The organism is Pseudoxanthomonas sp. CCNWLY206-1, from assembly GCF_039710385.1.
Taxonomy (GTDB): domain Bacteria; phylum Pseudomonadota; class Gammaproteobacteria; order Xanthomonadales; family Xanthomonadaceae; genus Pseudoxanthomonas_A.
Window position 1 is genome coordinate 503,670 of the sequence record NZ_JBDKXI010000001.1, and the last position, 13,854, is coordinate 517,523.

Below are 13,854 nucleotides of genomic sequence, written 5' to 3' on the forward strand. Positions count from 1 at the left end.
CTAGACGCGCACCGAAATAAAGGCAGCTTCAGCCTGATGCGAAAGGGTTAATGTAACCGCGGCGTGCCGCCAGCGTCACTGCGTGCGTTCGGTCATGTACGCCGAGTTTGCTGAATATCGTCTTCAGTTGTGCCTTTATGGTTTCGACCGAAAGATTAAGGCGAATGCCTATCTGCTTGTTCGCGTAACCATCCGCAACCAGCCTAAGAATCTCAATTTCCCGTTGGGTCAGCGGCTCATCTAGAGCGTGCGCCGCAAGCTCGTGTGCAATATCCGATGAAACAGCGCGGCGACCCAAATGAACCGAACGAACCGCGTCGATTAGCTCTGACCGAATTCCATTCTTCAGCAGGTAGCCTGCGGCGCCAGCTCGTAACGCACGGACAGCGTTCGCACCGCCTGGATAAGTCGTCAGCACAAGGATTCGTGCATCAGCGGCGATCCGGCGGATTTCCGTTATGGCTTCCACACCTCCAACACCTGGCATTTGCACATCCATTAGCGTTACATCGGGAGACAGCTGCCGGAACATCGCGATAGCCTCAGCCCCGTTAGAGGCCTCCCCAATTACCTCCATGTCCGTCTGCCGGTTGAGAAGTGCGCTTATGCCATCGCGCACCATTACGTGGTCGTCGACTACGAGGACGCGAATGGGCGACAGATCCAGAGCTGAAGGTGACATCAGGGCTCCTCACCTTTCGATGCGCCCGAAGGGCGATGTTCTTCTCGTTTGTAAGCGATAGACCCCGGCACCGTCAGCACGACCTCCGTTCCGCCGTCGGGGCCAGCGCGCACGGCCAAGCGACCGCGAAGCTTGCGCGCACGCTCGCCCATTCCGATAAGCCCATAATGTCCTTCCTTGCTGCCATTTTCGGCGACGGGCGCATCTATCCCTACCCCGTCATCCGCCAGTCGCAGTCTGAAGCTCGAATCAAACCGTATTTCGACAGTGACCCGGCTCGCTGCTGCATGCTGTCGAACATTGTTGAGCGCCTCCCCTGCGATACTGATCACCTCCTCCAACGCGAGAGGATCAAATCTGCGCGGCGACCCGCTGACCGAAATTGCAACGTCGACGGCGGGATCGAATCCTGTTCGCGCGATCAGATCGCAGATCACCTGTTCGAAATTGCCCTCCTGTTGCGTCCTCAGTTCCCGTACACGGTCGCGCCCGTCTGCGATCACCCGATCAGCCATGTCGATTGCCGCGATGAGCGATGTACGACCTGCCATTCCGGGCGGCAGATCGTCAACTGCCAACTGGAAACGAAGGGTCAGGGCCTGGATAGCCTGGAGGAGTGTATCGTGCAGCTCGCGGGCGATCCGTTCGCGCTCCTCGATCCGCTCAGCCATCCTCAACCTGACGCTTCGAGCCACGGCACGTAACCGTATCGAATAGGCGAACCACAGCAGCGCCAACAGTGCAAAAGCGCACAGCAGCCTGAACGGCGTACTTTCGACGAACGTCGGTTGGATTTGGAAGTTGAGCGCCGCGCCGTTCCGGCTCCAGACGCCATCGTTGTTCCTGGCCACCACCTGAAAACGATAGTTTCCCGGCCCGAGGTTTGAGTATGAAACCATACGTCGAGCGCCCGCATCGACCCAGTGTTCGTCAACGCCCTCCAGTTTGTACTTAAAGCGCACGCGCTGTGGCACGGTGAAACTCAATCCGGCATACGTGATGTCGATGGTGCGCGTGCCAGCAGCAAGAACGGCGTTCGTCGGGTCACGCCAGATGCGGCCCCCGCTGGCGAGCGAGCGAATGGTAACGGGCGGCGCGAGCTTGTTCGAAGGCAGATTTCCCGGGTCCAGGAATGCCGCGCCCTGCCGGTTCAGAAACCAGATCCTGCCATCCCCTGCCAGAACGCTTTGCGCGCCCGCGAATCCGCCGCGCTGAACCGTACTGGCCAAGCCGTCCAAGGCATCCAGTTTTGTGTAGGGGAGCAGCGCCTGCGGGTCGTCGAAGGCGCGATCAAAGTCGATTGTGGCGACTTTGTACGCGCCGGTTCGGCTGAAAAGCCAGGTTTCGCCGTTCGCTGTTTGCTGCAGCGTCCGTATCCACGTGATCCATGGGAAGCGCTTCTCGTTCAACTGACGTAATTGGTTGCCACGCAGCCTCATCAGTCCGGCGCTTCCGCTGACGAAGAGATCCCTGGAGCCGGGAAGGTTGCCGGGCAAGAGAGCCCACGGCGTGCCGATACCGGTGGGCGCGAGCCGGATGGTTTCGAGACGGTTACCATGCAAGAGGGCAACATCCGGCGGCACGATCAAAGCAAGATAACCCGCTGGTGTGGTGGCGAGGTCCCACACGTTGAGCCTGGCCAACTCGCCTTTCGCACCATGCCAGCCATCTCTGTCGCGCCACATGAGTTTTCCGCTGGCGAGCCCGAGCCAAAGGCGCCCGTCTCCGTCTTCGGTGCAGGCAATCTTTGATTCACCACCTGGATACCCAGGTGTGACGGTCGCCTGTGAGCCGTGGAGCAAAAGGGTTCGACCCCGCTCCAAGAGCCATACGCCGCCATCGCGGGCGGAGCACATCGACACCTCATCACTGCGCAGCGTCCGGATCGGCTTGGGATCCTTTCCGGGAAGTGCATGAAACAACGTTCGCTGCGACGCGATGTAGGCACTGCCATCGCGCGCTTTAGCGATGGTCAATCCGTGCGTTGGATCTGCCGGGATCGCCGCATCCTGTATCGCGCTTGCGTGCCGGAACTGGTCTATCCCACTCTCGGTGGTAATCCAGACATTGTTCTCCCGATCAACGAATGGCGCATAGGTGATATCGGAGGTAAGACCATTGGCCGCACCGAGCCTGCGGACGCTGGACGCAGGCGAGCCGCGTGGCGAGAGAGGATCCGCAATGTGGAATATTCCAACCGCGCCGGTCGTGCCCCAAAGCCCTCCATTGTTGTCAAACGTGAATGCGGCTCTCGAAGCCTCGGGCACGGCAGGGAAGACTATGCCCGAGTTGGGTGGCTCGCCATCGGGGCCGAAGAGCGCGCGAGTGCCCGCAGCGTCCGACGCCCACAACGTTCCGTTCCGGTCGAAGGTGATCTTGGGGCGTCCGGACAAGCGTACCTCCATCTTCCGGAAGCGGTCTGCGCCAGGCGCGAGGAGCGCAAGCTCGCCGCTTTCCCCGTCTTCGGCACCCAACGCGATCCATAGCCCGCCATCGCGGGCAACGATCAGATCCATGATGTACCCGGGTGGCAGCTTCAGCTGTTCGTCTACTCGTTCCCAGCGGGAACCGCGCAGGCGTTGCAACCTCTTGTCCAGTCCAAGCGAAGACGCCCAGATCGTCCCATCAGGCGTTTGCGCAAATGCGGCCAAGCCTCGCGGAGGATCGGGCATGTGCATATCGCGGAGGGCTCCATCACGATAGACGGCCACGCCTCCGGTATCACGCAAACCTACCCAAAGCTCCCCGCGCTTGCCAGCCATGAGCGCCGATGGAGAGGCGTGTCGCTTCGCCGATCCTTCCGGCCAATCGACCAGCTCGAACGTGGCGCCGTCGAAACGATAAAGCGAATCTCCAGCGAGCCACAGATAGCCATCGTCCGTCTGCGCGATGCGCAGTAGGCCATCGGGCGCGCCATCGTCCGCAGCGGCCCGCACATGCTTGAACCTCTCAAATCCAGGCGGGGACATCTGCGCATGGGAGATCGACGCGGCGAAAGACAACCCTGCCGCCAGGAGCAGCGCAAGGCCCATCGAGAGTGCGCGGGATCGGGTCATTGTACTCTCACCCGTTTTGCCTCATCGCTAGCTATAAGGGCCTATCAGTCTTGCCAGTATTGGAGATGGCTGTGATTTCCACAATTACCCCTATCAATCGAACTGCGCTATCGGGGAAAACGACACAATCAGTTTGCTCCCAACGCGACCGTTCGACCTTACGGCATCGCATTCCGGCCGGAGCCGTCGTTATAAGCATCGTGTACCAGCACAATGTCGCGCACCCGCTCCGAGGCGTTCGCCTGGCCGATGGCACCCTCCGCATTTAGGTCGCACCTTCTGCTAGTTCAGGGATGGATTGAGGAGAAGACCACGTCGACGAAACCGGCCCTGGTCGCTTCCCTGCCCCAGTCGCGCTGCAATTCGCAGGCCAACTGTATCCATGTAATGGGGCGCGCGCCGGCTTGCACGATCCGCTCAAGTCCAGCGCGATGGGCGGCTATCGATGTGCCCCCTACGGCATCCACGACCGGATAGACATCGAAGCCCTCGTTGAGCGCATCAAGCGTTGGAAAGGCAAGGCAAACCTCGGTCCACAACGCGACCATAATCAGCTTCTTCCTGCCAGTCGCCTTGACTGCAGCGACGAATTCCTCGTCCTCCCAAGCGTTGATCGAAGTACGGTCGATGGGTTCGACCTTGCCCAGTACGTCCGTGAGCTGACGGATGGTCGGCGTGTTGAGGCCGGTCGCGACGTTGACCGTCGAAAGTACAACAGGCAGGCGATAGAGCTTCGCTGCCTTGGCAACGGCGACGACATTTGCGATCAGTTCGCGACGTTCCATCGACACGATCGAGGCGACCTGGACCGGCTGGAAATCGATGATCAATAGCGCTGCATTCTGCGGCGTCAACAGGCTGTCCTTAATCGGATCCCGGATGGTTTGCGGGGATGTCATGGTGGCTCCTTCAGTGAACCTTGGTGAAGCGCGTGTCTGTCGGCCCTTCGCCACTGATGTAGACCACGGCAGGCTCGGCACGGGTCATCGCGAAGTGGGCGTCGTCTGCCGGCTCGGTGTAGAAGCTGCCCGCCGGCAGGAGTTTGAGACGATCATCGATCAATGCAGTGCCGTAACCGAAGTACCAACTCCCACTGACCACTACCGCACTGCGCCTGTCGCGGTGCGTATGCGCCGCGATCCGGGTATGAGGCGGCACGCGAATCTCTATTGTGTAGGGGCCGGACTTGGTAGGGTCGCCAAACAGAACAGTCGTGCGTATGCCCGCGATGCCAGAGGTTCCAGGCCCAGCACCACCCTTGCCCAGACTGGCGATCTCGGCCGGTGAAAGCCGGGCTTGCTCACCCCCGCCGGTATCGGCCGATGCGGCGAGAGCCAAGGCGGCGCCGCACAGCGCAGCGCAGAGCGCGCGCGCGCTCACTGTTCATCTCCCAGGAACGACACGACCCGGCTCACCGTTGCCTGCGGATTCTCTTCCATAATCCAGTGACCGGAGTCCAGGATAATGCCCTCGGTGACGTCCGATGCAGCGGCGCGCATCACCACGGCCATGGTCGGACCAAATGACTTCTCGCCGCCGAGCGCCAAGACCGGCATGGATAGCCGGTTCCCTGCTGCAAGCCAGGCCCGGTTGTCGACGGCATCCTGGTCGAAAGCGGCGAATTGCGCGAAGCCTGAATGCATTGCGCCGGGGCGGGCGTAGAGCGCGGCGTAGTGTTGGCGCGATTGCTCGTCGAAACGGTCGGGATGAGCCGAGAACTCGTTCCAGAACCGATCCAGGTAGATCCGCTCGCGGCCAGCGACCAGCCGCTCCATATCCGGACCACCGAATCGGAAGTGCCACAACATCGGTGTCTTCAGGATTTCGTCCCAAGGGCCGATGCCCGGAACGGGCGCGTCAATCATAACGAGGCGGCCGATCCGATCCGGCTGCTGGGTTGCCAGCGCAAAGGCGACCATGTTGCCAATGTCGTGCGCCACCACGTCGAGGCGTTCGACGCCGAGCGCGGCGAGCAGCGCCTGCATATCTCGGCCTTGGGTCATCTTGTCGAATCCGTTGGCTGGATGGGATGAAAGCCCCATCCCTCGTAAATCGGGCGCGATGACCGTGTGATCGTTTTTCAATGCTGCCGCAAGCGGTGCCCACATGTCGCCCGACTCGCCATATCCGTGCAGCAGCAGAACCGCCGGTCCTTTCCCTCCCACACGCACGTGGAGCGTCACGCCATTCGCGGTGACGTCCCGGGACTGGAATCCAGCAGGAAACGGTGGGACCTCCGCGACCGCTGGTGCCGAGAAGCAGAGCGCCATTGCCAACAACATGTACCTGAACATCACGCCTCCTTCGAGCCAGTAAGGCTCTACGACTGTGAAGTTCAGTATCGTGCTGCACGGGGTGGTGCCCAATCCCATCCCGGGTCTGATCGCATTACCCGAATGGGTATAACGCACCTGTCGTCTGCCTCTGCCTGGAAGTCGTTCAGCGCAAGCCTGCAGGCTGGAGTACTTCGCGGAAGCAGCCAAAGCCCGCTGCAAGCTGTGCGGACCTCAGGTAATGCTCCGACAGTTGGCCGGAATGCCAGACCCTGCTGTAACGGAAAGAAGTCGAGGAGATGTTGCAGAATGGCCGCCACTTCCAGCGCTCCACGCGTCCTACGCCGCGTATTGAGTTATCACGCAGACCTGCTCTGATGTTGTCAGAGTCCGCCGAATGCCAATTTTCGCTATATGTCGGAAGCTGCTCTCCTCTACTCCCGATAAACATCCCTAATCCCTGCCCCATCTAGATGTCCGCTTCCGGAGTGTCAGCGCCGAGGAGAAGAAAAGCAGCAAGTTCATTTGGATTACCTGCCGGATCAGTCCGCCGGTTTGGCAAACACCCGCACCTCGCTGAGCATGGCCGGGTGCTCGGGCGTCACGGCGGGGAAGCGGATGCGCAGGAAGGCCGCGGTCTTCCCGCCTTCGAACAGCGCGATCTCGTGCTTCTTGCGACCGCCCTTGGCTTCGGCGACCTGTTGCCATCGGCGGGCATCCTTGCTGATCTCGACGACGAAATCCGGTCCGCGATCGTCGGGCATCAGCACCGACAGCCAATGCAGCGCGTACACGTTCTCCAGATGGACGAGCCAGTAGGCGGCGCCGTCCTTGGCACTGGCCCGCCACCACGTGTCGTCCTGACCATCGTTGGCCAAGGGCGCGGCATGGCCGGGCGCGGCACCGTTGGTTGCGGTGGGCCGGCTGCTGGTCACGTTGATCGGGTCGCCCGCAAGCGCCTTGCGGGTGATCGGCGGGTAGGTGATGACCGGCTGGTCCGGAGCCAGCGGCGAGACGCCGGGCACGAAAAGGTCGGGTCCTGTGGTCGTGACCGTGATGCGCGCCGGCTTCAGGCCAGGCGAGGTCGCCTCGATCACGCTCTGACCAGCGAAGTAGGAACGGAACGTAATCGCGGCTTGGCCGTCGCGGATGGCGACCATCGAGGTGTTGCTGAAGTGGATGCTGCGGCCGGTGGGGAATTTGCCGGGACCGCTGACGATGGTCAGCGCCACGTCGGGAGAATTGCTCAGCGCCCTGCCCGCGTCGTCCTGTACGGTCACCACCAGATGCGCGTCGTCCAGCCCCTGGGCGCCGCGGATCTGCGTCTGACTGGCGGCCAATTGCAACTGCGCTGGCTTGCCTTCGACCGGCCAGGTGGGTGGCGCAATGCCGCGATAGTGCTCGCGATACCAGTGGTACTGGCGTTTGGGCAGGCGGAAGTAGTCGATGAAACCCATCGAGCCGAACTCGACCGAGGCAATGGAGCCATGGTCGAAAGCGCACCACAACGCCTCGCCCGAACGCCAGGGATAGCGCCACGAATAGGGCTTGGGGTTGGCCTGTTGGTCCGGGGTATCGGGCATGAGGCCGAAGCCGGGTTCGTAGGCGCCGGGGCGGTCGACCATCGTAGAGCCATACTCCGACACCACCGAGGGAATGCCGGGGTCCAGGAACAGCGTGGCGCCGTCGCCGTTGTAGCCGGCCACGTCACCCAGCTTGTCTATCTCGCCACGCTGCGCGCCGCCAATGGCCACTGGCCGCGTCGGGTCGACCTGGCGCATGAAGTCCACCTGGCGCTTGAGGAAATCGCGCATCGGTGCCATCGCCTCACCCACGGTGAAGAACGGTTCGTTGCTGGCGCTCCAAATGACGATAGACGGATGGTTGCGGTGGATTCGGATCATCTCCTCCGCCTGTTGCAGCACGCTGGCCTCGAACTCGGGCCGATCGGCCGGGTCAGGTGGGTAGGCACTGGACAGCCAGCTGCCGTCGGAGCCGAAGCCGCCGATGCCCCAGAACGGCGCTTCCGACCAGAACAGCAGGCCGATCTCATCGGTGGCCTTGGAGAAGGCCGGCGAATGTGGGTAATGCGAGCCGCGGATGAAGTTGAAGCCGGCGTCCTTGACCATCTGCACGTCGCGTCGCGCCGCGCCGTCGGTCACGCCGTCGCCCCAACCGGCGTGGTCCTGGTGAACGTTGGTGCCGATCATGTACAGGTGCTTGCCATTGAGGAAGAAGCCGCGGTCGGCGGTGAATTCGACGGTGCGGATACCGAATGGCGTCTGGTAGCGATCGACTGTTTCGCCGTCGACGTGCAGGTGACTCACCAGCGTGTAGAGATAAGGCCGGTCGGGCGACCAAAGCCGCGGCTTGGCGATCTCGGGCAGGGTCTGCTCGTAAGTCACAGTAGCGGCGGCTGGGACCATGCGTTGACTGCGCTGCACCACGACCTGTTTGCCGTCGGCGTCGAGCACCTCGGAAACGAGTTCCACTTTCACCGGTGTGCTGGCGCGGTCGTTGCGGTCGTTCCTCACCTCGGTCTGCACGCGCACCGCGGCGCGTTCTTCAGACACCTGCGGCGTGGTCACGAAGGTGCCGTACCAGGCCACGTGCACGGGGTCGGTGACAACCAGGCGCACGTTGCGGTAGATGCCGCCGGAGAACTGGTGCTCGCCAGCGCGCGGGGCCACACGCGCATTCCACTCGTTGTTGACGTGCACGGCCAGCAAGTTGCCGCCCGCCTTCACGTAGGGGGTGATATCGACGCTGAAGCCGGTATAGCCGCCGACGTGGCGGCCCGCCTTCTGTCCGTTGACCCAGACCACGGCGTCCTGGAACACGCCGTCAAACTCAAGCGTGATGCGCTTGCCGATCGCCTCAGCCGGCACTTCCAGTTGCTTGCGATACCAGCCGTGGCCGACATAGAAGCCGGTACCCAGGAAGTACGGTTCCGAGAACGAATGCGGCAGGTCTGCGCGACGCCAGGCCGCGGTGTCGTGATCAACTGCCTGCGCGCCCGGCGGGTTGCCGAGCGTGAAGATCCAGTTGCGGTTGATCACCTCGCTGCTGCGCGGGGCCGCGCAGGCAAAGTTGGCGAGAAGGCCCATGCACACGGCCATCGCAAGTTGCATAAAGTTCTTCATGCCGCTGGTCCGCCGCATCAGAGCAATGGCGTGAGACGCACCATGATCACGCCGTGCGAGGCAACTGTGCCGCTGTAGCTGCCGCGCACGCCTTTCGAAACCTGTTTGCTCCACAGGTTCTTTACGTCGGCCTTCCAACCCGCCGGCAGGTTGAGCTGTTCCCAACTCACCTTCATTTCGGCCGGTGCGTCGCCGCGGTTGAACAACACCACCGCATGCTCGCCGCCCTTCAGCGGGCGCGCCCAGATCTCAAGGTCACCTTGCTTCCAGATGCGCCGCGCCTGCTGGCCCAGCGGATCCTGGTCGACGGCGATGACGTCGGTATTGGTGAGGATGCGGCGGCTGTCCGCGTCCATCGCCGACAGGTCGTTGCCGGCGATCAGCGGCGCCGCCAGCATCGCCCAGAGCGAGAAGTGCGATTCGTACTCGGTGGTCGTCATGCCGCCGTTGCCTACTTCCAGCATGTCCGGATCGTTCCAGGCGTTGGGTCCGGAGTGGCGCCAGCGCTCCACTTGCAAGTCGAGGATGTTGGTCATGCCGAGCGAATAGTTCTTCTTGCCCTCCCATGCGTCGAAGATGTCCCCGGTAGTGCGCCAGAGGTGGCCCACCGGCTGCGCCCAGCGCTCGGGATGGTTGTCGCCCCATTCGCAGATCGACAACACGATGTCGCGCCCCGACTCGCGAAGTGCCTTGGCCATGATGGTGTAGGCGGCCTCGGCGTTGCGGGTGCCGGTGTAGCACCAGTCGTACTTCAGGTAATCGACGCCCCACTTGGCGTACTGGCGCGCGTCTTGGAACTCGTGGCCGGCGCTACCGGGGCGACCGCCGCAAGTGAGTGCGCCGGCGTCGGAGTACAGGCCGAACTTCAATCCCTTCGAATGCACATAGTCGGCCAGCGCCTTGATGCCGCTGGGGAAGCGCTCGGGATCGGCAACGATGTTGCCGTCGGCATCGCGGCTCTTCTGCCAGCAGTCGTCGATGATGATGTACTGATAACCGGCGTCCTTCATGCCGGAGGCCGCCATCGCGTCGGCCTGCCGGCGCACGAGTGCCTCATCGATATTGCAGGCGTACTTGTTCCACGAGTTCCAGCCCATCGGCGGCGTAGCCGCGAGGACGGGCTTGGGGGCGTCGAGCTTGAGCGTCTCGTGGGCGTACGCGGGTGCTGCGGCGGCGCAGCCAAGCAAAGTGACGGCAAGCGCAGCGTGTCGGAGAAGATGGAGCATGCGAAGGATCCTGTGAAGGGATGGATAGCGTCTGGATCTCGCGCTGTCAGCGAGTACCCGGCTCCGGCGTCAGCGTCACCAGCACGACATCGTTGCTGCGCATCGGAACTTCGAACGTGTATTCGCCGGCGGGTCCGACCTCGATGCTGCGCTCGGTCTCCGGCAGATCGCGCGTCAGTTCGCGCAGCTTGCTGAGCTGATCGTCGCTCAGGGAAGCCGGAGCACCCATCTCGATATAGGCCGAGTACGCGTCGTTGGCGCGAAACCCAGTGCGCTTGACCTGAAGCCGGTACGCGCCCGCCACGAGACGTTTGAATGAAAGCCGCGCCGCGGGTACCGGCGAAGCGGGAACCAGCTTGGTGTAAAACGGCCGGTTGCTGATATTTCCCTGAGGATATTCCCAGTTCCAGATCAATGCCGACGTGGTCGTCCCGTCCGTCGCCAGCAGCGACTCGGCATCGGCGGAAGGAATTTCCTTGCCGCGGAGTGCATGCAGATACTTGTAGGCGAAGAACGCGGGTTTGCGGATGCCTTCGCGGTTGATCAGTCCGAAGCCACCGTGAAACGGAGTCGGCGGTGGGCCTGGCTCCTCGAACAGATCGGTATACGTCCAGTAACTCATCCCCTGCACGAGGCCCTGCGTCGCCTTGAGCTTGCTGAGGATATAGGGTGCGCTGACATACGAATCGTGCACCGCGTCGCGCGGGGTATAGCTTGTGCTCCACTCCGTGAAGTACAGCGGCAGCGACGGAAACGGCGATTCGCTGATCTGTTGCCTGACCCTGCGCACGTCGCCGACGATCGCATCGGGGGAAGGCGAAAGCTTGGTGTCGGCTTCGCCTTTTTCGTCCAGGAAGCCGCCATCGACGCCATAGCTGTGCGTCGCCACGAAATCGACGGGAACGCCATTCTTATGCGCATACTGCAGGAATTCCGGAACCCATGCGGCGCCGGCAGTCGCCGGTCCGCCGACCTGCAACGTGGGGTCGATCGCCTTGATCGCTTTGGCCGTGACTTCGTAGAGCTTGAAATAGGCCTGCTGGTCGGCTCGTTCCCAGAACCCGTCGAGATTCGGTTCGTTCCAGACCTCGAAATACCAGTGCCGCACTTCCGCGACCCCGTAGCGTTCGCGCAAATGGCGAACGAAGGCATCGATAAGATCGCGCCAGGGCTCCAACTTCGGATGCGACGTATTGCCCTTCCAGTAGAAGATGGTCTGCTCGGACGTGGTCATCGCCTTGGGCGTGAAGCCTAGTTCGATGAAGGGCTTGATTCCTTTCGAAAGCAGATCGTCGTAGAGCTGGTCTATCTTGGTCCAGTCGTACACGGTACGCCCGTCGACCACTCGCACGGTGCCCAGCACATCGTGGAAGATGTCGTGGAATCGAAGGTAGCGGAAGCCAAGTTCATCGACAGCCAGCTTCAGGTGCGCTTGGCTGTCCGGTCGTATCAACGTACCCGGGAAATCCGAACCGACCGACAGGTCGAAGAACCTATCCAGCGGCCGTTCGGCTCGCGCAACGTCGATCGTGATCTCGCGTGGCGGAGCTTCGGCGGCGCTGGCCGCACCGGGTGCGACGCCGGCGGCCGCCGCGGCCAAGGCCACCACGGGCACACCGATGCGTCGCAGATTCCCCAAGAATGTTTGCATCTCATTTCTCCAACGCGACAACCAAAAGGAACCTGAGCAGAGCGCGGCCGTGTATCAAGCTGGTCACAGTGTTCATAGGCGGGTCGAAGTCCCTTCCATCAGCCGTCAAACCAATCCATTGCCACGGATCTTCAGGACAACGGCGATCGATCCGGCCAGTCCTGCGGGCAGACGCACTTCCAGACCCTTGCGGCTGCGCGCGAACGACAGGCTTTCCGCCGAGCCCAGCGCCTCGACGCGCTCGATGGTGCCGGGGGCCAGCGCCGACTCCTCCGCCAGTGACGCGATGCGCAGTACGCCGTCGCGTGGCCAGCCCAACGCGATCGCATAGAGCACTCCGCCCTTGGCGGTGAAGCGGATGTCCTCGGCGGTGTACGCCGCGCTTTCCTTGAAAGCGCCGCTGGCGGTCTCGGTGGGCCCTTCGCCATGGACGGCCCAGGGACGCGTCCCGTGAATCGCCTCGGCGTTGGTGCCCATCCATTTCGCCAGATCTGACAACAAGGTCTGCGATTCCGGCGGCAGGCTGCCATCGGGATAAAGCGCGACGTTGAGGAGCATGTTGCCGTTCTTGCTGACGATATCGGCGAGCATGCGAATGACGTCGGGCGCGGTCTTGTATTTATCGTTGTCGGCGAAGAACCAATCGCCGTTGGATGTATCGGTCTGCCACGGCCGCGGATTGATTCCGCTCATCACGCCGCGTTCTACATCCTGCACGCAGGCTTCGGGATAGAACTCCCCGGAACCCAGCGCCTTGCAGTTGTAAACCGCCTCAAGGCGGCCCTGCTTCGCAATGCTGCTGTTGTAATAGTGGGCGACGAGAGAGCGTCCGACTTCCCCGAACGGAAGGCCGCCATCGGAATAGAGCAGGTCCGGTTCGTAGGAGTCGATCAGGTCGCGGACGCGGTTGAACCAGATTTTGTGGAACGCAGGATTGGTCGTATACCAGGTATCCGGATTCCCCTTGAATGGTTCGTCGTGCTTCGGGTGGTAGAGATCCGCGTATCGGGCATCGGCGCCGTCATAGTCGACGCCGAGCTTGGGCCAGAACTGATCGTACTGCTGACTCGGCCAGAACCAGTTGTGGCTGGCGCCCAGATGCTCGGACACACCGAAGCGCATGCCGCGCCGGCGGGCCGCATCGCGCCACGCGCCAACGATATCGCGCTTCGGGCCCATTGCCAGAGCGTTCCAGCGATGATGGCGCGAGTTCCATAAATCGAAGTTATCGTGATGTACGCCCATGCTGACGAAGTACTTCGCGCCGGCAGCGACATAGCGATCCATCAACGCTTCCGGATCGAACTTCTCCGCCTTCCACAGCGGGATGATGTCCTTGTAACCGAACTCGGATGGATGTCCGTAATGCTTCACATGATGGGCATAGTGCGGATGCCCGGGGACATACATGAAGCGCGCGTACCAGTCGCCCGAACGCGGGACGGCTTGCGGCCCCCAGTGCGCCCAGATACCGAACTTGGCGTCGCGGAACCACGCCGGCGTCTGGTAAGTCTTCAGCGATTCCACACTTGGCTGAAACGGCCCGCTGGCGATCGGAAACTGACCGGCAGCCGTGGGCGCTTGGCTGCCTGCGCCCTCCTGATGCGCCTGTGCGACGGCGTTCATACCGACCGCAGCCCATAACGGTGCTCCCAACAAGGATCGCCTGCTTACCATGATGCTTTTCTCCTCACCATTTGAACGTTGTCATGTGGCGTGGCGGCGAGGGCCGCCTTGGGGGCGCCGGTGGGCGCTCTCCCGATTCTGCGGGCTGCGGGGATATGTCACAAATGATTGAAACATCATCATCTATATGCGAATTG

The 13,854-nt window shown here is 62.2% G+C and carries 9 protein-coding genes; all 9 read right to left on the minus strand.

The window, feature by feature from the left end:
- Positions 1–28 precede the first annotated feature (28 nt).
- Positions 29–682 carry a response regulator transcription factor gene (locus tag AADW18_RS02145; protein WP_337341694.1) on the minus strand — a complete coding sequence of 218 codons (654 nt, stop codon included), beginning with the start codon at positions 680–682 and terminating at the stop codon, positions 29–31.
- Complete coding sequence (locus tag AADW18_RS02150) at positions 682–3,738, minus strand: triple tyrosine motif-containing protein (RefSeq protein WP_337341695.1); 3,057 nt, start codon at positions 3,736–3,738, stop codon at positions 682–684. Before AADW18_RS02150 ends, AADW18_RS02145 begins: the two co-directional genes overlap by 1 nt.
- Positions 3,739–4,025: 287 nt before the next feature.
- Complete coding sequence (locus AADW18_RS02155; protein ID WP_337341696.1) at positions 4,026–4,637, minus strand: isochorismatase family protein; 612 nt, start codon at positions 4,635–4,637, stop codon at positions 4,026–4,028.
- A gap of 10 nt (positions 4,638–4,647) precedes the next feature.
- Positions 4,648–5,118, minus strand: coding sequence for a cupin domain-containing protein (locus tag AADW18_RS02160; RefSeq protein ID WP_337341697.1), 471 nt, complete (start codon positions 5,116–5,118; stop codon positions 4,648–4,650).
- Complete coding sequence (locus AADW18_RS02165; RefSeq protein ID WP_337341698.1) at positions 5,115–6,032, minus strand: alpha/beta hydrolase; 918 nt, start codon at positions 6,030–6,032, stop codon at positions 5,115–5,117. The genes AADW18_RS02160 and AADW18_RS02165 overlap by 4 nt, the downstream gene beginning before the upstream one ends.
- Before the next feature lie 521 nt (positions 6,033–6,553).
- The gene (locus AADW18_RS02170; protein ID WP_337341699.1) at positions 6,554–9,154 is read right to left on the minus strand and encodes a glycoside hydrolase family 2 TIM barrel-domain containing protein; all 2,601 of its coding nucleotides are present in this window, start codon (positions 9,152–9,154) and stop codon (positions 6,554–6,556) included.
- A gap of 17 nt (positions 9,155–9,171) precedes the next feature.
- Positions 9,172–10,380, minus strand: a complete 1,209-nt coding sequence (locus AADW18_RS02175; RefSeq protein WP_337341700.1) for a glycoside hydrolase family 27 protein — start codon at positions 10,378–10,380, stop codon at positions 9,172–9,174.
- Positions 10,381–10,426: 46 nt separating this feature from the next.
- Positions 10,427–12,031 carry a beta-xylosidase gene (locus tag AADW18_RS02180; RefSeq protein WP_337341701.1) on the minus strand — a complete coding sequence of 535 codons (1,605 nt, stop codon included), beginning with the start codon at positions 12,029–12,031 and terminating at the stop codon, positions 10,427–10,429.
- A gap of 105 nt (positions 12,032–12,136) precedes the next feature.
- Entirely contained in the window at positions 12,137–13,657 is a 1,521-nt protein-coding gene (locus AADW18_RS02185; RefSeq protein ID WP_337341702.1) for an alpha-L-fucosidase, read from the minus strand.
- Between the last annotated feature and the right edge of the window lie 197 nt (positions 13,658–13,854).

Excerpts from the sequence above, each read along its gene's own strand:
- AADW18_RS02145 (WP_337341694.1), bottom strand. The coding sequence starts at position 682 with ATGTCACCTTCAGCTCTGGATCTGTCGCCCATTCGCGTCCTCGTAGTC.
- AADW18_RS02150 (WP_337341695.1), bottom strand. The coding sequence starts at position 3,738 with ATGACCCGATCCCGCGCACTCTCGATGGGCCTTGCGCTGCTCCTGGCG.
- AADW18_RS02155 (WP_337341696.1), bottom strand. The coding sequence starts at position 4,637 with ATGACATCCCCGCAAACCATCCGGGATCCGATTAAGGACAGCCTGTTG.
- AADW18_RS02165 (WP_337341698.1), bottom strand. The coding sequence starts at position 6,032 with ATGTTCAGGTACATGTTGTTGGCAATGGCGCTCTGCTTCTCGGCACCA.
- AADW18_RS02170 (WP_337341699.1), bottom strand. The coding sequence starts at position 9,154 with ATGAAGAACTTTATGCAACTTGCGATGGCCGTGTGCATGGGCCTTCTC.
- AADW18_RS02175 (WP_337341700.1), bottom strand. The coding sequence starts at position 10,380 with ATGCTCCATCTTCTCCGACACGCTGCGCTTGCCGTCACTTTGCTTGGC.
- AADW18_RS02180 (WP_337341701.1), bottom strand. The coding sequence starts at position 12,031 with ATGCAAACATTCTTGGGGAATCTGCGACGCATCGGTGTGCCCGTGGTG.
- AADW18_RS02185 (WP_337341702.1), bottom strand. The coding sequence starts at position 13,657 with ATGAACGCCGTCGCACAGGCGCATCAGGAGGGCGCAGGCAGCCAAGCG.